The 21,570-nt window shown below is 73.6% G+C and carries 15 protein-coding genes; 11 read left to right on the top strand and 4 right to left on the bottom strand.

All coding sequences use genetic code 11. The features are described from left to right. Positions 1 to 13 precede the first annotated feature (13 nt). The 11 genes from O7599_RS10670 (at position 14) to O7599_RS10620 (ending at position 16,927) form a co-directional block, all read left to right on the top strand. The gene (locus O7599_RS10670; RefSeq protein ID WP_281623337.1) at positions 14 to 1,414 is read left to right on the top strand and encodes a cation:dicarboxylase symporter family transporter; all 1,401 of its coding nucleotides are present in this window, start codon (positions 14 to 16) and stop codon (positions 1,412 to 1,414) included. Positions 1,415 to 1,504: 90 nt separating this feature from the next. After that, positions 1,505 to 3,067 carry a glycosyltransferase family A protein gene (locus O7599_RS10665; protein ID WP_281621898.1) on the top strand — a complete coding sequence of 521 codons (1,563 nt, stop codon included), beginning with the start codon at positions 1,505 to 1,507 and terminating at the stop codon, positions 3,065 to 3,067. Positions 3,068 to 3,199: 132 nt separating this feature from the next. Beyond that, the gene (locus O7599_RS10660) at positions 3,200 to 4,732 is read left to right on the top strand and encodes a bifunctional cytidylyltransferase/SDR family oxidoreductase (RefSeq protein ID WP_281621897.1); all 1,533 of its coding nucleotides are present in this window, start codon (positions 3,200 to 3,202) and stop codon (positions 4,730 to 4,732) included. Next, on the top strand, positions 4,729 to 6,759 hold the full coding sequence (locus O7599_RS10655; RefSeq protein ID WP_281621896.1) for a hypothetical protein: 2,031 nt from the start codon (positions 4,729 to 4,731) through the stop codon (positions 6,757 to 6,759). The genes O7599_RS10660 and O7599_RS10655 overlap by 4 nt, the downstream gene beginning before the upstream one ends. A gap of 14 nt (positions 6,760 to 6,773) precedes the next feature. Continuing rightward, positions 6,774 to 8,735, top strand: coding sequence for a glycosyltransferase family 2 protein (locus tag O7599_RS10650; RefSeq protein WP_281621895.1), 1,962 nt, complete (start codon positions 6,774 to 6,776; stop codon positions 8,733 to 8,735). A gap of 46 nt (positions 8,736 to 8,781) precedes the next feature. Then, entirely contained in the window at positions 8,782 to 10,884 is a 2,103-nt protein-coding gene (locus O7599_RS10645) for an acyltransferase family protein (RefSeq protein ID WP_281621894.1), read from the top strand. After that, positions 10,881 to 12,170, top strand: a complete 1,290-nt coding sequence (locus O7599_RS10640) for a hypothetical protein (protein WP_281621893.1) — start codon at positions 10,881 to 10,883, stop codon at positions 12,168 to 12,170. The genes O7599_RS10645 and O7599_RS10640 overlap by 4 nt, the downstream gene beginning before the upstream one ends. Before the next feature lie 18 nt (positions 12,171 to 12,188). Continuing rightward, positions 12,189 to 13,529, top strand: a complete 1,341-nt coding sequence (locus tag O7599_RS10635; RefSeq protein ID WP_281621892.1) for a UDP-glucose/GDP-mannose dehydrogenase family protein — start codon at positions 12,189 to 12,191, stop codon at positions 13,527 to 13,529. A gap of 30 nt (positions 13,530 to 13,559) precedes the next feature. Continuing rightward, a complete protein-coding gene (locus tag O7599_RS10630) occupies positions 13,560 to 14,993 on the top strand; it encodes a polysaccharide pyruvyl transferase family protein (protein ID WP_281621891.1) in 1,434 nt (477 codons plus the stop codon). Continuing rightward, positions 14,993 to 16,081, top strand: coding sequence for a hypothetical protein (locus tag O7599_RS10625; protein WP_281621890.1), 1,089 nt, complete (start codon positions 14,993 to 14,995; stop codon positions 16,079 to 16,081). Before O7599_RS10630 ends, O7599_RS10625 begins: the two co-directional genes overlap by 1 nt. 114 nt (positions 16,082 to 16,195) lie before the next feature. Further along, positions 16,196 to 16,927 carry an MBL fold metallo-hydrolase gene (locus O7599_RS10620; protein ID WP_281621889.1) on the top strand — a complete coding sequence of 244 codons (732 nt, stop codon included), beginning with the start codon at positions 16,196 to 16,198 and terminating at the stop codon, positions 16,925 to 16,927. Positions 16,928 to 16,975: 48 nt separating this feature from the next. On the opposite strand, the gene O7599_RS10615 is transcribed toward O7599_RS10620, so the two are convergent. The 4 genes from O7599_RS10615 to O7599_RS10600 are packed head-to-tail and all read right to left on the bottom strand — an operon-like array spanning position 16,976 to position 21,461. Then, the gene (locus O7599_RS10615; RefSeq protein ID WP_281621888.1) at positions 16,976 to 17,560 is read right to left on the bottom strand and encodes a TetR/AcrR family transcriptional regulator; all 585 of its coding nucleotides are present in this window, start codon (positions 17,558 to 17,560) and stop codon (positions 16,976 to 16,978) included. 18 nt (positions 17,561 to 17,578) lie between these two features. After that, positions 17,579 to 18,862 carry a hypothetical protein gene (locus O7599_RS10610; protein ID WP_281621887.1) on the bottom strand — a complete coding sequence of 428 codons (1,284 nt, stop codon included), beginning with the start codon at positions 18,860 to 18,862 and terminating at the stop codon, positions 17,579 to 17,581. Next, positions 18,862 to 19,329: a hypothetical protein gene (locus O7599_RS10605; RefSeq protein ID WP_281621886.1), complete on the bottom strand. Its 468-nt coding sequence runs from the start codon at positions 19,327 to 19,329 to the stop codon at positions 18,862 to 18,864. Before O7599_RS10605 ends, O7599_RS10610 begins: the two co-directional genes overlap by 1 nt. Beyond that, on the bottom strand, positions 19,326 to 21,461 hold the full coding sequence (locus O7599_RS10600) for a right-handed parallel beta-helix repeat-containing protein (protein WP_281621885.1): 2,136 nt from the start codon (positions 21,459 to 21,461) through the stop codon (positions 19,326 to 19,328). Before O7599_RS10600 ends, O7599_RS10605 begins: the two co-directional genes overlap by 4 nt. Between the last annotated feature and the right edge of the window lie 109 nt (positions 21,462 to 21,570).

The following is a 21,570-nucleotide window of genomic DNA, read 5'->3' as shown; positions in this document are numbered from 1 at the left end:
TGCAACCACCCCCGTGGCGGGCCGCGTGAAGCGCGACCGCACCCACTATCTCTACCTCGCCGTCATCGTCGCCGTGCTGGCCGGCGTCGCGGTCGGCTTCGCCGCGCCCGACGCGGCCGTGGAGCTGAAGCCGGTCGGCGAGGGCTTCGTCAACCTGATCAAGATGATGATCTCGCCGATCATCTTCTGCACGATCGTGCTGGGCATCGGCTCGGTCCGCAAGGCCGCCAAGGTCGGCGCGGTCGGCGGGCTGGCGCTCGGCTACTTCCTGGTGATGTCCACCGCCGCGCTCGCCATCGGGCTGGTCGTCGGCAACATCGTGCAGCCCGGCGACGGCCTGCACCTCACCGACGAGACCCGCAGCGCCGGCGCCGACCAGGCCGCCGTGGGGGAGGCGGAGTCGACCACCGAGTTCCTGCTCGGGATCATCCCGCACACCCTGGTCTCCGCCTTCACCGAGGGCGAGGTGCTGCAGACGCTGTTCGTCGCGCTCCTCGTCGGCTTCGCGCTCCAGGCCATGGGCCGCGTCGGGGAGCCGGTGCTGACGGCCATCGGGCACATCCAGCGGCTGGTCTTCCGGGTGCTGTCGATGATCATGTGGGTGGCCCCGGTGGGCGCGTTCGGCGCCATCGCCGCCGTGGTCGGCGAGACCGGCGTGGACGCGCTGAAGTCGCTGGCCGTGATCATGATCGGCTTCTACGTCACCTGCGCGCTGTTCGTCTTCGTGGTGCTCGGGCTGGTGCTGAAGTTCTTCACCGGCGTCAACATCTTCCGGCTGCTGAAGTACCTGGCCCGTGAGTTCCTGCTGATCGTCTCCACCTCCTCCTCGGAGTCGGCGCTGCCGCGGCTGATCGCGAAGATGGAGCACCTCGGCGTGTCCAAGCCCGTCGTCGGCATCACCGTCCCGACCGGGTACTCCTTCAACCTCGACGGCACCGCCATCTACCTCACCATGGCCTCGCTGTTCATCGCCGAGGCGATGGGCGACCCGCTCACCATCGGCCAGCAGATCTCGCTGCTCGTCTTCATGATCGTCGCTTCCAAGGGCGCCGCCGGCGTCACCGGCGCCGGGCTCGCCACCCTGGCCGGCGGGCTCCAGTCGCACCGGCCGGAACTCGTCGACGGCGTCGGCCTGATCGTCGGCATCGACCGGTTCATGAGCGAGGCCCGGGCGCTGACCAACTTCGCGGGCAACGCGGTGGCCACGGTCCTCATCGGCACCTGGACCAAGGAGATCGACAAGGACCGCGTCGAGCACGTCCTCGCTGGGCGGGCGCCGTTCGACGAGGCGACCCTCGTGGACGACCACGTGCCGGCGCCCCAGGCCCCCGAGGAGCCTGCCGCGCCTGCCGAGCCCGCGGACGTGCCCGCGGAGCCTCCGTTCGAGCCGGGGTCACAGCCCGTGAAGATCTGAACAACCCGTTACGAACACGGAAACACAGGACAACCATTCGCCCCCCGGGCCGGTCTCCTTCTGCAACATCGAGAAAGGGCTGGGGGGCCAGTGGAGCAGCCACACGTCAGCGTGGTCATCGCCGCGTACAACGCCATGCCGTACCTGACCAGGTGCGTCGAATCGGTGCTCGCGCAGAGCCTGCCGCCGGACGCCGTCGAGGTCGTCGCCGTCGACGACGGCTCGACCGACGGCACCGGCGCCGAGCTGGACCGCTTCGCCCGGCTGCACCCGGGGCGCGTCCGCGTCGTGCACCAGGAGAGCTCCGGCGGCCCGGCGGCGCCCCGCAACGCCGGCATCGAACTGGCCCGCGGCCGGTACGTGTTCTTCCTCGACGCCGACGACTACCTCGGTCCCGAGGCGCTGGCGCGGATGACCGCGATGGCCGACGAGAACGGCTCGGACGTCGTCGTCGGCAAGCTCGTCGGCGTCGGCGGGCGGAAGCCGCCGACGTCGATGTTCAGGCGCGACCAGCCCGACGCCGACCTCTACGCCTCCCGGGTCTTCTGGGTGCTCAACCCCATGAAGCTGTTCCGCCGCGAGCTGATCGAGCGCCACGGCCTGCGCTTCCCCACGGACCTGCGCACCGGCGAGGACCAGATCTTCGTGACGCGGGCGTACCTGCACGCCGCGAAGATCTCCGTGCTCGCCTCCTACGACTGCGTGTACTACGTGCTCCGCGACGACGGCGGCAACCTCACCACCACCGTGCGCAAGGCCCCCCGCCCCGCGGGCGGCACCGCCGGCCCGCTCGCCGCGATGTTCGCGCTCGTCTGCGAGCACACCCCCGCGGGCCCGCGCCGCGACCACCTCCTGACCCGCCTCTTCGGGGTCAACCTCCAGCGCGCGCTGCGCGGTGTGCGCCGCGAGCCCGACCCCGAGCGCTCCCGCCGGATGTTCGCCGCGCTGCACGAGCCCGTCGCCCGCTGGTACAGCGAGACGGCGGTGGCGAAGCTCCCCGCGATCGTGCGGCTCCAGGGCGAGCTGGTGCGGCGCGGGCTGTACGAGGAGGCGGTGGCGGTCGTCCGGTACATCGCGAGGCGCCGCGACGCGCTCGACCGCGAGGGCGGCGCCAGGCCGGTGCGCTGGCTGGCGCCGGCCGACTTCACCGTCGAGGGCGGCCGGGTCTACGCCCACTACCCGTACTTCCGCGACCCCCGCCTCGGCCTGCCCGACGCGGTGTTCGACGTCACCCGCCAGGTCGGCGCGCGCTCCTTCGTCCGGCCTGCGACCGTCACCGTGGCGCAGGACCGCCGGGACTCCCGGGTGTTATCCGTCCGCGGCCGGCGCCGCGCCCGGCTGCCCGCGGTGGCCCTGGAGCTGACGGCGACCCGCGAGAGCGACGGCCGTACGGTCACGGTCGCCGTCCCGCCGCCCGCCGGCGGACAGGTGAACGGCCGCGCGTCCGGCACCGGCACGGGTGGCAGCCGGGCGTTCACCGCCCGTATCCGCGTGCCCCAGCCGGGCATCTGGCACCTCGCCCTGCGGATCGCGGGAAACAGCAGGTCGGAGCTGGCTGTGCAGGCGGTACGGGTGGAGAGCACGAACCCGGCGCGGGCCCTGCTCGGGTGGCTCGCCCGGGGCGGCGGGGAAGCGGTCCGCCCGGCGTCCTGATCACGAGGAGGTGACGATCTCGTGCTCAGCTCGTAACCGGATACAACTTTGCGGTTCATTCGGATGTCTTCCAGTCGAGCCGAATTCACCCGGAATTCGGCTGACGCTCACGATGACCACCCAGGAGCACCAGTGTCGACAGGCGCCCCCACGGAGCCGACAGCGAGCACATCCGGCCAGGCCACCCGAACCACCGCCGTGGTACTGGCAGGCGGCACGGGGCAACGTGTGGGGCTCTCCATCCCCAAGCAACTGCTGAAGATCGCCGGGAAGACGGTGATCGAGCACACGCTCGCGGTCTTCGAGCAGGCCGAGAGCGTCGACGAGATCCTGGTCCTCATGGCCCCCGGCTACGTCGAGGACGTGGAGCGGATCGTCGCCAAGGCGGGGCTGACCAAGGTGCGCCGGGTGCTGGAGGGCGGCGGCACCCGCAACGAGACCACCGAGCGCGCCATCGCCGAGATCGGCGCCGGCCTCGCCGCGGGCGAGGACGCGAACGTCCTCTTCCACGACGCCGTACGCCCCCTGCTGTCGTCCCGGGTCATCAACGACTGCGTCACCGCCCTGGAGCGCTACCAGGCCGTGGACGTCGCCATCCCCTCCGCCGACACGATCATCGTCACCCGGCGGCACGGCGAGGACGGCGAGTTCATCACCGACGTCCCGGACCGCTCCCGGCTGCGCCGCGGGCAGACGCCGCAGGCGTTCAAGCTCTCCACCATCCGGCGGGCGTACGAGGTGGCCGCGGGCGACCCGAACTTCCAGGCCACCGACGACTGCTCGGTGGTGCTGAAGTACCTGCCGGACGTGCCGATCCACGTGGTCGCGGGCGACGAGTACAACATGAAGGTCACCCACCCGGTCGACGTCTTCATCGCCGACAAGCTCTTCCAGCTCGCCTCCACCTCCGCGCCCGAGCACAGCGACGACGAGGCCCACCGCCGCCTCCTCGACGGCCGCACCCTCGTCGTCTTCGGCGGCTCGTACGGCATCGGCGGCGACATCTCCGAGCTGGCCCGCGGCTACGGCGCCCACGTCTACGCCCTCGGCCGCTCCACCACCGGCACCCACGTGGAGAACCCCGCCGACATCGAGGAGGCGCTGCGCCGCGCCTACGACGAGACCGGCCGCATCGACTACGTCGTCAACACCGCCGGCGTGCTGCGCATCGGCCGGCTCGCCGACACCGACGACGCCGCCCTCGAAGAGGCCCTGCGGGTCAACTACCTCGCCCCGGTGCAGATAGCCAGGATCGCCCACAAGTACCTCGCCGAGACCCGCGGCCAACTGCTGCTCTACACCTCCAGCAGCTACACCCGCGGCCGCGCCGAGTACAGCCTCTACTCCTCCACCAAGGCCGCCGTCGTCAACCTCACCCAGGCGCTCGCCGACGAGTGGGCCGGCGACGGCGTCCGCGTCAACTGCATCAACCCCGAGCGCACCGCCACCCCGATGCGCAGCAGGGCGTTCGGCGAGGAGCCGGCCGGCTCCCTGCTGGCCTCCGAGGCCGTCGCCCGCACCTCCCTCGACGTGCTGCTCTCCGAGATGACCGGCCACGTCATCGACGTACGACAGCAGGATCCGACCCGCGGCTCCCGCGTCGACCGCGCACTGGCCGCCGTGCTCGACCGCAGCGAGGGCGGCGCCGAGGCGGGTGTGCGGTGACGGGGGCACTCCTTCGCCTGGTCCGCGTCGGCAGCCCGGCGGAGTTCTGCGCCGCCGCGGTGATGCTGGCCTCGTACCCGCTGCTGCTCGTGGCCGCGCTGATCCCGAGCCTCGGCACGTTCGCCGCGGTGGCGGCCGTCAGCTACGTCTCCGACCACTTCCTGCACCGCCGCAACGCCTACCTGCTCACCCGGCTCTCCCGCGCCCGCGCGGGCCTGACGCTGCGCTTCATGCTGCGGCAACTGCTGCTCGTGCTGCTGCTGGCCCGGATGGGCGTCGCGGGCGACACCCTCGGCTACGAGGCCATCGCCTGCTTCGCGCTCATCGCCACCCTCCAGGCGCCGCACAGCGGCCTGCTCACCCTGCTGCGCAACCGCCGCAAGCTGCCCGTCGTCACCCGCAACATCGACCTGACGCCGCTGGGCATCTCGGATGCCGCCCCCCGGCTGCTCACCCACCGCGCCGCGGAGAAGGTCCAGCACCTCGACCTGTTCGCCGTCACCGGCGTGCTCGTCGCCGCCGAGACCGGCCGCGGCGCGTACGGCTACGCCGGCATGGCCGTGACGCTGGGCCTGACGCTGCTGTACATCGCCGCCGTCGCCTACCACCTGCGGCCGGGCGGGCTGCCGCCGAAGCGGGACGCGGTGCTGGAGTGGTTCGACGAGTGGCTGCGTGCCTACCGGCCCACCCTGGTGCTCTACTTCTCCGGCACCAAGGAGTCCACGTACCAGATCAACATGTGGCTGGAGACGCTGCAGGACCTGACGGCGCTGGACGAGCGGCCGCTGCTCATCGTGCGCGAGCAGCACACGCTGCCGGGCCTGGCCTCCACCACCGTCCCGGTGGCGTGCGTGCCGTCCGCGGTGCACCTGATGAACATGGACCTGGCGTCGGTACGGGTCGCGCTCTACCCCGCGAACGTCGGCAAGAACATCCACCTGCTGCGGGTGCCCACGATGAAGCACGTCTTCATCGGGCACGGCGACAGCGACAAGGTCGCCAGCATCAACCCGTACGCCAAGGTCTACGACGAGGTGTGGACCGCGGGCCGCGCCGGCCGCGACCGCTACGCGCTGGCCGACGTCGGCGTCCGCGACGACGCCATCGTGGAGGTCGGCCGCCCGCAACTGGCGCCGATCCGCCCCGCCGAGGCGCCCGCCGCCGACCGCATCCCCACCATCCTCTACGCGCCGACGTGGGAGGGCTGGACCGACGACCCCGGCAACACCTCGCTCATGGTGGCCGGCGAGAACATCGTCCGCCGGCTGCTGGCCGCAGACCCCCCGGTGCGCGTGCTGTACAAGCCGCACCCGTTCACCGGCATGGTCAGCCCGCACGCCAAGGCCGCCCACGAGCGCATCGTCGCGATGATCGAGCAGGCCCGTACGAGCCGCGCCGCCGACCCCCGCTGGGTGCGCGCCGCCGCGGCCGGGCAGGGCGAGCGGGAGGCGGCGCGGGCCGAGCTGGTGCGCATCGAGGGGCAGTTGGAGCGGCTCGGCCGGCTCACCGGCGAGGCCGGCGACGAGGCGCAGACCTCCCGCGACGCCGTGGTCGACCCCGCCCGCGAGGCGGAGGCGGCCCGGCTGAAGGAGGAGTGGAACGACGCCTACTGGCGCTCCTTCGGCTGGTGGGAGCACCGCGTCGTCACCGGCGACCGGCCGCGTCTGTACGACTGCTTCAACGTCTCGCACGGCATGGTCTCCGACATCTCCAGCGTCGTGTCGGACTTCATCGCCAGCGGCAAGCCGTACGCGGTGACCGACTCGGCGGGCCTGGGCGAGCAGGAGTTCAAGCGGCAGAACACCGCGGTACGGGCGGCGGTCGTCCTCGCCCCGGACGCCGCCAGGATCGGCGAGCTGCTCGCCGCCGTCCCCGCCCCCGCGGCCGACCCGCTGCGTGCAGCGCGCGAGGAACTGAAGGAGTACCTGCTCGGACCCGACGAGCCCGCGTCCGTCGTCCGCTTCGGCGAGGCCGTGCGCGCGCTGGCGGCGAAGTCCGAGCGCCGCAATCTAGAGCGCGCCGTCTGAAGGAGACCCGCACGATGACTTCCCCCGCGGCGAAGGCCCCGGCCGGACCCATACCCGACGTCACGGTGATCACCGGCGCGTACAACTCGATGCCCTACATCACCCGCAGCGTCACCTCGGTGCTGGAGCAGACCATCGGCACCGACCGGCTGCAGATCCTGGTGATCAACGACGGCTCCACCGACGGCACGGGCGCCGAACTCGACCGGCTCGCCGCGGAGAACCCGGCCCTGACCGTCATCCACCAGGAGAACTCCGGCGGTCCGGCCGGCCCCCGCAACGTGGGTCTGGAGCGGGCCACCGGCCGCTACGTGTTCTTCCTCGACGCCGACGACTACCTCGGCCGCGAGACGCTGGCGCGGATGGTCGAGACCGCCGACGCCAACGGTACCGACGTCGTCGTCGGCAAGATGATCGGCGTCAACGGCCGTAACGCGCCGACCTCCATGTACCACCAGAACCTGGCCCGTACCGACGTGTTCAGCTCCCGCGTCTACTGGACGCTGAACCCGATGAAGCTCTTCCGGCGCGAGCTGGTCGAGCAGCACAAGCTGCGCTTTCGCCCCGAGCTGAAGGTCGGCCAGGACCAGCCCTTCACCAGCGCCGCCTACCTGCACGCCGACGGCATCAGCGTGATCGGCGACTACGAGTGCGTGTACTGGGTCAAGCGCGACGACGGCGGCAACAACACCTCCGTCACCAAGGGCACCGCCCCCCGGATCCGCTTCATGCGGGCGATGTTCGAGCTGGTCGGCGAGCACGTCCCCGACGGCCCGCGCCGCGACCACCTGCTGGCCCGGCACTACTCCATCGACCTGCCGCACACCATCCGGCAGTTGCGCCGGGAGAAGAACGCCGGCGACCGGCAGACGGCCTTCCAGGACATGCGCGAGATGTTCGCCCAGTGGTACACCGAGGGCGCGGCGGCCCGTCTTTCGGTCATCGAGCGGCTGCTCATGGAGCTGGTGCGCCGCGGCGACCTCGACGACCTGATCGCCGCGTCGAAGTACCACCGCAAGCTGGGCGACCTGGACGCGGAGCACCTGGTGGAGAACGGCCGGGTGTACGCCCGCTACCCGTTCTTCCGCGACCCGGCCAGGAACATCCCGGACGGGTTCTACGACGTCACGGACGAACTGCCCGTCCCGTTCCGGGTCGGCACGGCCGGACTCGACGCCGCCACCGGCGTCGTGCACCTCACCGGCAGGGTGAAGGCGCCCGCGCCCGACGGCTGGAGCGCCCCGCCGGAGATGCTGCTCAAGCAGCGCGGCGGCATCGTCCAGCACCGGCTGCCGCTGCTCCTTCAGGAGAAGCGGGACCGCGACGGCTACCAGGACTTCCGGCTCGACATCGACCCGGCGACCGCCGGCGGCGGCGAGCCGCTGGCCGAGGCGCTCTGGGACCTCTCCCTGGCCTGCGGCGACGCCAACGTCACCCGGTTCGGCGACGAGAACGACCTGAACCTGGCCAAGCAGCCGGCGATGCACGCCGCGCCCACGCACGCCGGCTCCGGCCAGGTCGTGACGCTCTACGCGACCCGCTCCACCGGCCATCTCACCCTGGAGCTGGGCGAGATCAAGCACCGCGCGGCCAAGCGGTTCGAGGCCGCCGCCCGGGCCGGGGCGCGTGGCGACGAACTCGCCGTCGACGTACGCGCCACCGTCTCCGGGCTGCCCGCCGACGCGGTACGGCTCGATGTCGAGGGCCCCGCCGGCGTCGTCGCCTCCGCCGTCGCCCGGCCGGGCCGGGCCGCCGGCGTCACCCGGACGTACCGGGCCCGGCTGCGGCTGCCGCGTGAGGCGCGCAAGCGGCGCGACGCCTTCACGCCGAAGATCACCGTGCGCGCCGGCAGCCTCGCCTGGACCGTCCCCGTACGCCCCGCGGAGCCCGAACCGGCCGGCGCCGCCCCGCCCGCCGGCCGGGGCCTCGCCGCGATGCTGCGCTCCGCCAGGTCCCGGCGCGCGGCGCGCACGTGACGTCCCCGCGTACCCGACACCACCAGTACCGTCACCCGGAGGGTTGATGCACGGCCAGCAGGCCCCGGCGCTCGACGCGCAGGATCCGACCGAGCGCCGTCCCCGGCCGGACGCGCCGCGCGCCGCCGGCCCCGCCCGGGGGTTCCGCCCCGACGTCGAGGGCCTGCGGGCCGTCGCCGTGGGCGTGGTGCTGCTGTACCACGCCGGGGTGCCGCTCGTCTCCGGCGGCTACGTCGGCGTGGACGTCTTCTTCGTCATCTCCGGCTTCCTGATCACCGGGCTGCTGGTGCGCGAGCTGGAGCGCAGCGGACGGATCTCCCTCACCGGGTTCTACGCCCGCCGCGCCCGCCGGCTGCTGCCGTCGACCGCCGTCGTGCTCGCGGCGGTCGCGCTGCTGGCGTGGCTGCTGATGTCGCCGGTGGAACGCAAGACGGTCGCGAAGGACCTGGCCGCCGCCGCGCTGTACGTCGTCAACTGGCAGCAGGCGTCGCTCGCCGTCGACTACTCCGCGCTCGGCGCCGACGCCAGCCCCGTGCAGCACTTCTGGTCGCTGGCGGTGGAGGAGCAGTTCTACCTGGTCTGGCCGCTGCTGATCATCGCCATCGGCTGGTGGTGCACGCGCCGCGGCGGCAAGGCGGTGCGCCCGCGGCTGGCCGTCGCCCTCGGCGCCATCGCCGTGGCCTCGTTCGCGTACTCGGTCCACCTCACGCAGGAGGAGGCCGGCGCCGCGTACTTCTCCACCTTCACCCGCGGCTGGGAACTCGCCGTCGGCGGGCTGCTCGCGCTGGTGCCCGCGGACGCCTGGCGGCGGCTGCCGGGCCGGCTCGCGGGCCTGCTGGCCGCCGCGGGGCTCGCGGCCATCGCGGTGGCCGCCCTCGCCTTCTCCGACGAGACCCCCTTCCCCGGCTCCGCCGCCGCGCTGCCCGTGCTCGGTGCGGCGGCGGTCATCGCCGCGGGCGCCGCGGCGCAGGACACGGCGGGCGCGAAGCTGCTGGGCACCGCGCCGATGCGGTACGTGGGGCGCATCTCGTACTCCTGGTACCTGTGGCACTGGCCGGCCGTCGCCTTCGCCACCGTCAAGTGGCCCGACATCACCACCGCCCAACTCGCGGTCGTCGTCGCGGCGAGCTGGGTGCCCGCCGCGCTCACCCACACGCTGGTGGAGAACCCGGTGCGGGTCTCGCGGGCGCTGGCGCCGGTGGGCCGCGGCCTCGTCCTGGGCCTCGCCTGCACCGCCGCCGGCGCGCTGCTGGGCTGGCTGACCTGGGCCACCGTGCCGACGATGAAGCTCGCCGACCCCTCGCAGGCCGTCGGCGCCGCCGCGCTGCGGGACTCCACGAAGGTCCAGGAGTCCGCCTCCGTGCTCAGCCCGCTGCCCGAGGACGCCGACGCCGACGAGGGCGCCGTGTACGGCAACGGCTGCCACGCCGGGCAGCGCGACACCGAGGCCGAGGGCTGCGTCTACGGCGACGAGAAGTCGGACACCACCGTGGCCCTCTTCGGCGACTCGCACGCCGCGCAGTACGCCCCGGCGCTGATCACCGTCGCCGAGGAGCGCGGCTGGCGGCTGCTGATCCTCACCAAGTCCGCCTGCACGCCCGCCAAGGTCACCATCTACAACCGGCAGTACGAGCGCGACTACACCGAGTGCGACAAGTGGCGCGCCTCCGCCGTCGAGCGCATCGCCGACGAGGAGGCCGCACTCGTGCTCGTCGGCAACCGCGACGACCAGGCGGCCATGCGCGGCGGCGACAAGCTCGACGGCGACGAGAACACCGCCGCGCTGCGCGAGGGGATGTCCGCCACCCTGCGCGAGCTGGCGGACAACGGGGCGGACGTCACGGCGTTCGCCGACATCCCGTACCCGCCGCAGGACATACCCTCGTGCGTGTCGGGAGCCACCGACCGGCTCACCGACTGCGCCTTCCCGCTGCGCGAAGGGCTGGGGTACGAGCCGATCACCGCGCAGGCGGCGAAGGGGACCGGGGTCCCCGTCATCGACCTCGCGCCCGAGCTGTGCCCGGACGGGACCTGCCCGGCCGTCATCGGCAACGTGATCGTCTACCGGGCCGGCGAGCACATCACCGAGACGTACATGCAGACGCTCACGGGCTGGCTGGACGACCAGTTGCCCAGGAGCGTCCGATGAGAGAAGGACATCCGATGCAGCCGCAGCCCACCCGGCCGACGCCGCCGACGCTGGTGCCCACGGTGCCGCGCGGGGGCCGCATCCTCCACATCGGCCCGCACAAGACCGGCACCACCGCGCTGCAGGGCGCGTTCCACAGCGCCCGCGACCGGCTGCCCGCGTACGACGTGGTCTACGCGGGCACCAAGCGGCAGCCGGTCGCGGCGGCGCTCGCCAAGATCGGGGTGGAGTTCCCGGGGCCCGCGGGCACGCCCGTACGCGAACACCTCGACGTGTTCCTCCAGCGCGACCGGCCCGGCATGGAGCGCTGGCGGCGGCTGGTGCAGCAGTGCGAGCAGGCCGGCGAGCGGCGCACGGTCATCAGCACCGAGTACTTCTCCAACGCCGGCGACGCCGCCGCCCGCGAGGTCGTCGCCGAACTCGGCGGCGGCGGGCGGGTGCACGTCGTCGTCACGCTGCGGCCGCTGCTGAAGATCCTGCCGTCGCAGTGGCAGCAGTACGTGCGCAACGGGCTGCGCGCGTCGTACGAGGACTGGCTGGAGGCGATGTTCCACCGCGAGCCGTGTATCGAGCCGACGCCCAGCTTCTGGCGCCGGCACCGGCACGACGAGCTGATCGCCCGCTGGGCGGCGGCCGCGGGCCCCGAGAACCTGACCGTCCTGGTGCAGGACGAGTCCGACCAGCAGATGCAGCTCCGGGTCTTCGAGGAGTTCGCCGGGCTGCCCGCCGGGTTCCTCGTCTACGACGAGAAGGACAACCGGTCGATGACCCACGGCGAGGCCGAACTCGTCCGGCTGCTCAACGAGGAGTCGCACCGCCGCGGCTGGTCCGTGGAGCGGCACGGCAAGGTCGTACGCGCCGGGGCGCTGCGCCGCATGCGCGACAAGTACCAGCCCGCGGGCGACGAGCCGCGCGTCACCACCCCCGAGTGGGCGGTGGCCGAGGCCACGGAGCTGGCCGAGGAGATGACCGCCGCCATCGCCGCGCTCGGCGTCAACGTCGTCGGCGACCTGGCGTCGCTGGCGAAGCGGCCGAGCGCGCCGGCCGCGCCGCCCACCGAGGCGACGATCCCGGCCGCCGCGGCGGCGCAGGCCATCATCGGCGCGCTCCTCGCGCAGTCGTCGCTCGACTCCGGGGCCGCCGCCGAGGCGGCCGGGCCCGACGGCAAGGCCACCGCGGCGGCGCAGGACGCCGCCGGGCCCGACTCCTCCGGGCCCGGACCGGCCACCGCCACCAACCCGCTGCGGAGCGCCGTCCGGCGCGGCCTTCGCCGTATCCGCCGATAACCAGAAGGACCTGCACGGATGTCGTTGAGAATCACTGTGATCGGCACCGGCTACCTCGGTGCCACGCACGCCGCCGCCATGGCGGAGCTGGGCTTCGAGGTGCTCGGCCTGGACGTGGTGAAGGAGAAGGTCGAGCTGCTGTCGGCGGGCAGGGTGCCGATGTACGAGCCGGGCCTGGAGGACCTGCTGCGCAAGCACGTCGCCGGGGTCGAGGGCGCGTCGGGGCGGCTGCGCTTCACCACGGACTGGGACGAGCTGGCCGCGTTCGGCGACGTGCACTTCGTCTGCGTGAACACGCCGCAGAAGCACGGCGAGTACGGCTGCGACATGAGCTTCGTCGACGCTGCGATCGACACCCTCGCGCCGCGCCTCGACCGCCCCTGCCTGGTGGTCGGCAAGTCGACGGTGCCGGTGGGCTCCGCGGCCCGGCTGGCGCGCCGGCTGGCCGAGCTGGCACCCGTCGGGGAGCAGGCGGAGCTGGCCTGGAACCCGGAGTTCCTGCGCGAGGGCTTCGCCGTCGAGGACACCCTGCGCCCGGACCGCATCGTCGTCGGCGTGGCCGGCGAGCGCGCCGAGGAACTGCTGCGGGAGGTGTACGCGGGCCCGGTCGGCGCCGGCACGCCGTTCGTGGTCGCGGACTACCCGACCGCCGAGCTGGTGAAGACCTCGGCCAACGCCTTCCTCGCCACGAAGATCTCGTTCATCAACGCCATGGCCGAGATCTGCGAGGCGGCGGGCGGTGACGTCGTCAAGCTGGCGGAAGCCATAGGCTACGACGAGCGGATCGGCCGGAAGTTCCTGCGCGCGGGTATCGGCTTCGGCGGCGGCTGCCTGCCCAAGGACATCCGCGCGTTCATGGCCCGCGCCGGCGAACTCGGCGTCGACCAGGCGCTGACGTTCCTCCGCGAGGTCGACTCGATCAACATGCGCCGCCGCGCGCACATGGTCGAACTCGCCCGCGACGCCTGCGACGGCTCGTTCCTGGGCCGCCGGATCGCCGTCCTGGGCGCGACGTTCAAGCCCGACTCCGACGACGTACGCGACTCCCCGGCCCTGAACGTCGCCGGGCAGATCCACCTCCAGGGCGGCCAGGTCACCGTCTACGACCCCAAGGGCGCCGACAACGCCCGCCGGGAGTTCCCCACGCTGCGCTACGCGGACTCCGCCGAGGACGCGGTCCGCGGCGCCGACGTCGTGCTGCACCTCACCGAATGGAGCGAGTTCCACACCCTCGACCCGCACCGGCTCGCCCGGGCCGCCGCCACCGCGCACCTCATCGACGGCCGGAACACGCTCGACCCGGCGCCCTGGCGCGCCGCGGGCTGGACGTTCCGCGCCGTCGGCCGTCCCGCACTCTGAAGCACCCAGACGACAGGAAACGCCCCCACCATGAAGAACATCCTCATCCGCTCCGGCAAGAGCCCTTTCCACGTCGCGACGCGGACCGAGGTCGTGCAGCAGGACCTCATCGGCACCAACTCCGGGAACCTGCTGTTCAGTGACGCCGCCCACAAGCTGCTCCTGGCTCCCGGCACCGACATCACCTCCAACGGCATCAAGACGGACTACTCCGCCGAGCGCGCGGCCCAGATAAACGAGCAGTACGACGTCTTCGTCGTCCCGCTCGCCAACGCCTTCCGCCCGTCGTTCGAGGCGTCGCTGAACCGGCTCACCAAGCTGATCGAGCAACTGACCATCCCCGTCGTCGTCATCGGCGTCGGCGCCCAGGTCGGCGCGGACTACGACACCGAGCGGCTGCAGGCGATCGACCCGTCGGTCAAGCGGTTCATGAAGGCGGTGCTCAAGCGGTCCGCGTCGGTGGGCGTACGCGGCGAACTGACCGCCGGCTACCTCAACGGGCTCGGCTTCAAGGACGTCGACATCATCGGCTGCCCGTCGATGTTCCTCTACGGCGACACCTTCCCGGAGATCCGCAAGACCGACGCCGGCATCACCGACGCCTCCCGTATCGCGCTCAACGTCTCGCCGGACGCCGCCCGCGTCGGCCCCATCGCGGCCATCGCGCAGCGCGCGTACGAGCGCTTCGACGACCTCGCGTACTACGCGCAGAACCTCACCGACGCCGAACTACTGCTCTGGGGCGACACCTCCGCCGAGAAGGGGCTGACCCCCGAGCTGCCGACCGCCGCCGCGCACGGCCTGCTGCGCGACGACAAGACCCGGGTGCCCACCGACCCGTACGGCTGGATGGCCGAGCTGCGCGAGTACGACTTCGCCTTCGGCACCCGCATCCACGGCAACATCGCCGCGCTGCTCGCCGGCACCCCCGCCCTGGTGCTCTGCCACGACTCGCGCACCCTCGAACTCTGCCGCTACTTCGGCATCCCGCACGAGATGCTGGCCGGCATGCCGGCCGACGTCGATCCGGCGGAGCTGTACCAGAAGGCCGACTTCGGCGGGCTGCACGCCGGCCACCAGGAGCGCTGGGACCGCTTCGCGCGCTTCCTCGACCGCAACGACCTCAAGAACACCTACACCCACGGCGACCGCGGCGCCGCCTTCGAAGAGCGCATGGCCGGCCTCGACCTGCCGCCCTCGATCCGGATGTGGGACGGCTCCGACGACGGCGCGTACGGCTACCGCTTCGCCTGGCTGCACGAGCGCGCCGAGATCGCCCGCAAGCGGCTGGACGCCGCGGTGCGCCGGGACACAGAGCTGAAGGAGCGCAACGAGGAGCTGACCGCGCAGGTCGAGCGGCTGGAGAAGCAACTCGCCGCGCTGGAGCGGCGCGTCGCCGCCGTGGACAAGCGGCCGATGGCCCGGCTCGGCGGGGTCCTCAGGGGCCGGGGCGGGCGGGGCTGATGCCGCCGCGGCAGGGCGCGCTCCCGCCGGGTACCCGGCTGGTGCACATCGGGCCGCACAAGACCGGCACCACGACGCTGCAGGGGGCGTTCCACCACGGCCGGCGCGCGCTGGCCGCGCACGGCGTGCGGTACGCCGGCGCCTCCCGGCAGCCCGCGCACGCGGCCGCCGCCATCGCCGGCGGCACGCCCGTGAACAGCCTGGAGGCGCCGAGCATGGCGCACTGGGAGAAGCTGTGCGCGGAGGTCGCCGGCGCGGGGCGGCGGCGCCGGGTCGTCGTCAGCAGCGAGCGCTTCGCCAACGCGGACGCCGGCGCGGCGCGTGCGGTGGTCGACGGGCTCGGCGGGGACCGGGTGCACGTCGTCGTCACGCTGCGACCGCTGGTGAAGATCCTGCCGTCGCAGTGGCAGGAGTACATCAAGTCCGGTCACCACCACGCGTACGACACGTGGCTCGACGGCATGCTGCGCAGGCCGCCCTACCGGAAGCCGACGCCGTCGTTCTGGCGGCGGCACCGGCACGACGAGCTGGTGGCGCGCTGGGCGGAGGCCGCCGGTGCGGGCAACCTCACGGTGGTCGTCGTCGACCAGGCCGATCCGCTGGCGCACCTGCGCGCCTTCGAGGGGCTGCTGGGGCTGCCGGACGGGGTGCTGGAGCCGGAGCGGGACGGGTTCGCCAACCGGTCGCTGACCGCCGGCGAGGTGGAGGTGCTGCGGCTGGTGAACAAGGAGCTGGCCAGGGCAGAACGCCCGGCGCCGGAACGTAAGCTGGTGCGCGAGGAACTGGTGCGCCGGCTGCGCGGGGCGCACGTGCCTGCGGGCGACGCGGGGCGGATCACCACCCCGGCGTGGGCGCGGCGGGCGGCGGCGGAGGTCGGCGCGGAGATGGTCGCGGGGATCAGGAAGTCGGGCGTCCGGGTGGTGGGGGACCTGGACGCGCTGGTGCCGGCGGCGGACTCCCCGGGGGATCCGGATCCGGATCCGGCTGCGGAGGCGGATCCTGCCGCCGGGGCCGTGCCGCGCCTGCCGGTGGCCGCGGCGTACGCGGCGGTGACGGGGGCGCTGCTGGCCGCGGCCGAGTCTCCGTAGCGCCGGGGCGACCGGGCCGGACCCGGCATATAGTCCGGGTCCGGGCTCGTCGGCCGAGCGGCCGAGGGGCGAGGGCCCGGTGACCGGGCGGCCGGGGGAGAGGGAGGCGGCGACATGGCGGAGGCGGTGCCGGGGCTGATCCGGATCACGGAGCGGGTGTGGCTGTGGCCGCACCACCCCGATCCGGACCGGGTGCAGGCGGCCGTCGGCGTGATCGCCGGCGACGACGGCTGCCTGCTCGTCGACGCCGGCCACAGCCCGGCGCTGGCCCGCCGGATCGCGGGCGCCCTCGGCGGCGCGGGCCTGCCGCGGGCGCGGGGCGTCGTGTACACCCACCACCACTGGGACCACGTCTGGGGCGCCGGCGAGTGGGGCGTGCCCGTCACCGCGCACGAGCTGACGGCGGACGCGCTGCGCGCGGAGGCGGAGAAGCCGTGGTCGGAGGCGTACGTACGGGCCGAGATGGCCCGTGACCCCCGGCTGGTCCCGAGCTACGCCGCACGCTCGCGCGCCATGGCGGAGGACGGCTGGGACGCCTTCCGCGTCGTGCCGCCCGACGAGACGTTCACCGACCGGCACGTGATCCGGCTCGGCGGCGTGACGGTGGAGCTGCGGCACGTCGGCGGCGGCCACGCGGCGGACTCGACGGTGGCCGGAGTGCCGTCGGAGGGCGTCCTGTTCACGGGCGACTGCTTCTACCCGCCGCCGTACCACCTGCGGGAGGAGGGGGCGGAGCCGGACCTGGCGCTGGCGCGGAGCCTGGTGGGCGAGGAGTACGAGTGGTACGTGGAGAGCCACGACCGGCCGCGGCGCCGGGCGGAGGTGAAGGCGGCCCTGGGCGGCTGACCGCGACCCGCGCCTTCCCCCGGTCCGCGCCGCCGGGCCCCCGCCCGCTCAGTCCAGCGAGCGGGACAGATAGGCGTGCAGCAGCGTGCGCGTCTCCGCCAGCAGCGCCGCGTCCCCGTCCGGGTCGGTGCGGAAGGCGAGTTGGAGCAGCGCGTCGGCCGCCTCGACCGCCACCAGGCAGGAGCGCTGGAGCGAGGCCGTCACCGGCAGGGACAGCCGCTCTGCCAGGATGTCGCACAGCCGGGCCGCCACCGGGTCGTTGGCCTCGAAGTCGACCTGCGCGAAGCCCGGGACCGTGCGCATCATCGCGACGTACTCCGCCAGCATCGAGTCCAGGATGCGCCGCCAGCCGGCCCGCGCCGGCTCGGCGGCCAGCCGGCGGGTGACGCGGCCGGTGAAGTCGTCGAGGTTGCGCGCGGCCAGCGCGTCGGCGAGGGCGCGTTTGTTGGGGAAGAAGCGGTACACCGAGCCGATGGGGACGCCCGCCCGGTCGGCGACCGCGCTGGTCGTCAGGTCCTCGTAGCCGGTCTCGTCGAGGAGTTCGGCGCAGGCGTCGAGGATCCGGGCCAGCCGCTCGGCGCTGCGCTGCTGGACGGGGGTGCGGCGGAGGGAGGGAGCGCTCACGTCGTCCATGGTGCCGGACCTCCGGTGCTACGCGGCCAGCAGGAGGGTCAGGCCGCCGACCGTGTAGCACACCATCAGGGCGAGCAGCGGCAGTTGGCCGGCGACCGCGCGGGCGGGCGGGAAGAGGCGGACGGCGCGGTCGTGGGCGGCGACGACACCGAGGACGTGGCCGGTGACGACGGCGGCGACCTGGAGCGCGGCGAGGCCACCGGGGGAGAGCGGGGGCTCGGCCGGGGGCGGGTCGTCAGTGCCCCACGCCTGGGAGACGGTACGGGGGGCTTCGGTGACGAAGAGGGTGAAGTAGTGGGCGACGAGGTAGCCGAGCGCGATCGGCAGGAGGGAGTGGGCGAAGGCGGCCAGCGGGTGGGCGAGGCGGCCGGAGACCAGGCGTACGGCCGCCGCGCAGAGCGCGTACAGGACGGCGACGAGGGCGACGGCGGTGACCAGTCCGAGCGTGGCGGTGGGGGTGCGGCCGAGGGAGGAGGTCTGCAGGGTGTCGATCCAGGAGGGGGCGGCGGAGAAGCCGTCGTAGGCGGTGGAGCCGACGAGGACGCACAGCACGGCGACCAGCCCCGGCACGGCGGGGGTGGCGTCGAGGCCGGCGAGGGGGGAGCGCACGACGAGCACGCCGTCGGCGGGGCGGCGGCCGACGGGCGCAAGCCGGGCGAGCAGCGCGCTGTACGCCTCGAAGGGGTCGCACCGCGCGAACCAGCGGTCGCCGTGGACCGCGGCGCCGGTGAGCTGGACGGCGGCGTACGCGGCGAGGAAGGCCGACAGGGAGGCGGTGGCGGCCGGTTCTGGCGCGGCCAGCTCCAGCCAGGTGAACGCCAGCAGCCCGGCGGCGGCGGGCCGCTGGCCGACCCACCCGGGCAACGGGCGGCCGGCCGCGGGGTCGCGGCGCAGGGCGCGGCAGGCCAGGGCGTGGAGCGTGCGGAGGGGGTTGAGCAGGCGCCACACGGGGCCGAGGAGGAGGGAGGCGGGGACCAGGCCGACCCAGAGGAGGACGTAGACCGCGCCGGGCGCGGGGTTGCGGTCGGGGTCGTCGGGGCCGAGGAGCAGGTGGCCGACGACGAACGCGGCGGCGGCGAGTCCGGCGCCCGCGGCGGTGCGGCGCAGGGCGGGCGCGGCGGCGAGGCGCTGGACGGCGCGGGGCAGGGGGCGTCCGGCGGTGGCGCCGGCGTAGCGGGGCCGGGGCCAGAGGAGGCCGAGCGCGAGGAAGGAGACGAGTAGCGCGGCGAAGCCGCCGGCGTAGGCGTAGAAGGCGGGTATCGGCAGGTCCTGGGTGCCGCCGACGCCGTGGGCGAGCGGCATCAGCGCACCATGAGCTGGGTGAGGACGAGACCGGAGCCGTGCGTCTCGACGTCGAAGATCCCGGTGCGGTCCGCGGTGAACGCCAGTTCGGCGGGCTCGCCGGCGCGCAGTACCGCGGTCTCGTCGTAGCCGTGGACGTGGAGTTCGTCGTCGGTGTCGCTGGTGACGCGGAGCGTGACGCGCTCGCCGGGTCCCACCTCGACGCGTCCCGGCGCGGGGCTGACCCGCCCGTCCCGTACGGCGATCTCGACGGTGGTGCCGGCGCCCGCGTCCGAGCCGTCGGCGCCGCGGTCGGGGACGTCGGTGGCGGGGGGTACGGATCCGGTGGCGACCTCGTGGCCGGTGCCGGGCTCGTGGTGGGTGTCGCCCCGGGAGCAGCCGCCGGCGAGGACCAGCAGAAGCGCCGCGGCGGCGACGCCGGTACGGGCGGCGGGCGAGACCGCGGGGGCGGGAGTGCGCCGGCTCATGCGAGGCCGGCCTCCGGGGCCGGGCCGGCCGCGGGGCGGCCCGGCCGCGCTCCGGCCTCCGGGTCCGGCGGCGGGTCGCCCTCGGGATCCGCCGCCGGGTCGGACACGGGGTCGGCCGCGGGCGCGCGCCTGGCCACCGCGATCACCGCCCAGACCACCCACACCAGCCCCAGCAGCGTCCGCAGCCACGCCGGACTCAGCGGGATCCACGGGATCAGCAGCACCGCCTTGTCGAAGGCGTCCAGCAGCGTCAGCACGCCCATCGCCACCGTGACGCCCGTGAACCCCGGCCGCCCGCCGCCGAGGCGGACCCGCAGCCGCAGCCCGGTCGCCGTCCACCACGCGCCCGTCAGCACCAGCGCGATCACCGGCACCCACGTGTGCGCGTACGAGGAGGCCGACCCGACCACGTCGAGCACCAGCCCCGCCGCCCCCGCCACCGCCGCGCCCGCGGCCACCGCGTCGCGCCGCAGCAGCCGCCACCACAGCACCCCGCCGACCAGCCCCAGCACCACCGCCACGGCCAGCGCGATCTGCACCTCGATCCGCTCGATGCCCCGCGCCCCGTACCAGTCGCACCCCGCGGGCAGCTTCCGCGCCTGCACGTCGTACTCCGCGCAGACCAGCAACTGCGCCAGCTTCACCGGCTCGCCGATGATCCGGTCCGAGCCGCCGGAGACGTCGCCCGGCCGCGCGCCGCACTCCGGCAGCGTGCGCGGGTTGCTCGCCCCCGCGTCCCCCTGCCAGCAGTTGCCCTCGCCCTGCCCGTCCCACCACACGTCCGTCTTGTTGGGCCGCTCGTTGCCCGCCCGGTCGACGCCGAGGTGGTTGCCGGCGTAGCGGTTGTGGTGCGAGGTGTCGAGTTGCTTGCCGAGCGCGCCCTCGCCGCGGATGAACGCGGGGACCGCGTTGAGGTAGAACGCCGCGCGCTGGTGCCCGTAGATCCAGTTGTCCCGGTAGATGTTCCAGTTGCCGCCCGCGGTGATGATGCCGGTGCCGGGCGGCATGGATATCTGCGGGCAGACCACGCCCTGCTCGTAGCCGCGTTCCGCGGGCGGCTTGGCGCAGGTGCCGTCGGCGACGTACGGGTAGTAGTTCTGGTTGTTGTCGTGGATCAGGTTCCGCTCGAACTTCGCGTGGTTCTGCGGCAGCCCGGGGTGGCCGGGGAAGGCGCTGTCCATGGAGGCGCCGCCCATGTTGTGGTCGAACTCGTTGTCGTGGACCCAGACGGAGTCGCCGGCGGTGCCGGAGTAGCCGACCATGTTGTGGTGGCTGCGGCAGCCGGTGATCTCGATGGCGTAGCGGGGCACGTCGTAGCCGCGGCCTTCGTTGATGTCGGAGGCGCTGCCCGGGTAGATGCCGGAGTCGCCGTTGCCGTACGACTCGCAGTCGCGGTACAGGCCGTGGTCGGAGGCGAAGGTCAGAAAGCCGTACTCGTCGTTCCAGCGGGTGAGCACGTCGTCGATGACGAAGCCGTCGGCGGCCAGCACGTACAGCGAGTTGAACGTGGAGCGCTGGGCGGTGAAGTTGCGGAAGTAGACGCCGTCGGCGGCGTCCGCGCGGATGACGTTGAGCTTGCGGTACTGGCCGTCGATGACGACGTCGCCGCGGTCGGCGCCGGTGCCCTCGATCTGCAGGTTGCGCTTGCCCATGATCGCCACCAGGTTCTGGTTGTGCGGGCAGCGCTTCTGCTGCGCGTACGACAGGATCTGGTACCCGAAGTCGGACCGCGGCGCCTTCAGCCGCGCGCAGGCCCCGCCGGGCCCGGGCCGGCTCGGTTCCTCCAGGTAGACGCCGGGCAGCACGGCGATGGTCATACCGGACTCGTCGACGGCGTCGACGGCCTGCTGCAGATGCTCGTAGCCGCGGTCGCGGCAGCGCTCGTAGAGCCGGAGGTTGCGCGCGCGCAGGGCGGCGGGGAAGTCGGCGATCCGCGCCTCGAAGCCGGCCCGGCCGGGCTTGCAGACCAGCAGGTCGGGCTCCTCGTCCCGGTACTCCGGCACGCTGCCAGAGCCGTCGGGGAACGCGACGGGGCGCTCCTCGTGGGCGGCGGCGGGGGCGGTGGTGAGCAGCAGCGCGCCCAGCGCGACGAGCGGGAGGAGCGCCGTTCGGACCTTACGCGTCCACGACATGGCGGAAGAGTAGAGCAACTTTCATCTTTTGTGACCCCTCGCTGTCCGGGGCCCACGCGGAAGGGGCCGGCCGTCGGCCCGGCCGGCCCCTTCGTCGCCTGCGCTCCCC

This window comes from Streptomyces sp. WMMC500 (genome assembly GCF_027497195.1).
In the GTDB taxonomy this organism is placed as follows: domain Bacteria; phylum Actinomycetota; class Actinomycetes; order Streptomycetales; family Streptomycetaceae; genus Streptomyces.
Note: the sequence above shows the minus strand (reverse complement) of the source record. Positions and strands in the feature narration are given on the sequence as shown.

Coding starts and splice junctions, on each gene's coding strand:
- O7599_RS10650 (WP_281621895.1), top strand. CDS start 6,774: ATGACTTCCCCCGCGGCGAAGGCCCCGGCCGGACCCATACCCGACGTC.
- O7599_RS10645 (WP_281621894.1), top strand. CDS start 8,782: ATGCACGGCCAGCAGGCCCCGGCGCTCGACGCGCAGGATCCGACCGAG.
- O7599_RS10640 (WP_281621893.1), top strand. CDS start 10,881: ATGAGAGAAGGACATCCGATGCAGCCGCAGCCCACCCGGCCGACGCCG.
- O7599_RS10635 (WP_281621892.1), top strand. CDS start 12,189: ATGTCGTTGAGAATCACTGTGATCGGCACCGGCTACCTCGGTGCCACG.
- O7599_RS10630 (WP_281621891.1), top strand. CDS start 13,560: ATGAAGAACATCCTCATCCGCTCCGGCAAGAGCCCTTTCCACGTCGCG.
- O7599_RS10625 (WP_281621890.1), top strand. CDS start 14,993: ATGCCGCCGCGGCAGGGCGCGCTCCCGCCGGGTACCCGGCTGGTGCAC.
- O7599_RS10620 (WP_281621889.1), top strand. CDS start 16,196: ATGGCGGAGGCGGTGCCGGGGCTGATCCGGATCACGGAGCGGGTGTGG.
- O7599_RS10615 (WP_281621888.1), bottom strand. CDS start 17,560: ATGGACGACGTGAGCGCTCCCTCCCTCCGCCGCACCCCCGTCCAGCAG.
- O7599_RS10610 (WP_281621887.1), bottom strand. CDS start 18,862: ATGCCGCTCGCCCACGGCGTCGGCGGCACCCAGGACCTGCCGATACCC.
- O7599_RS10605 (WP_281621886.1), bottom strand. CDS start 19,329: ATGAGCCGGCGCACTCCCGCCCCCGCGGTCTCGCCCGCCGCCCGTACC.
- O7599_RS10600 (WP_281621885.1), bottom strand. CDS start 21,461: ATGTCGTGGACGCGTAAGGTCCGAACGGCGCTCCTCCCGCTCGTCGCG.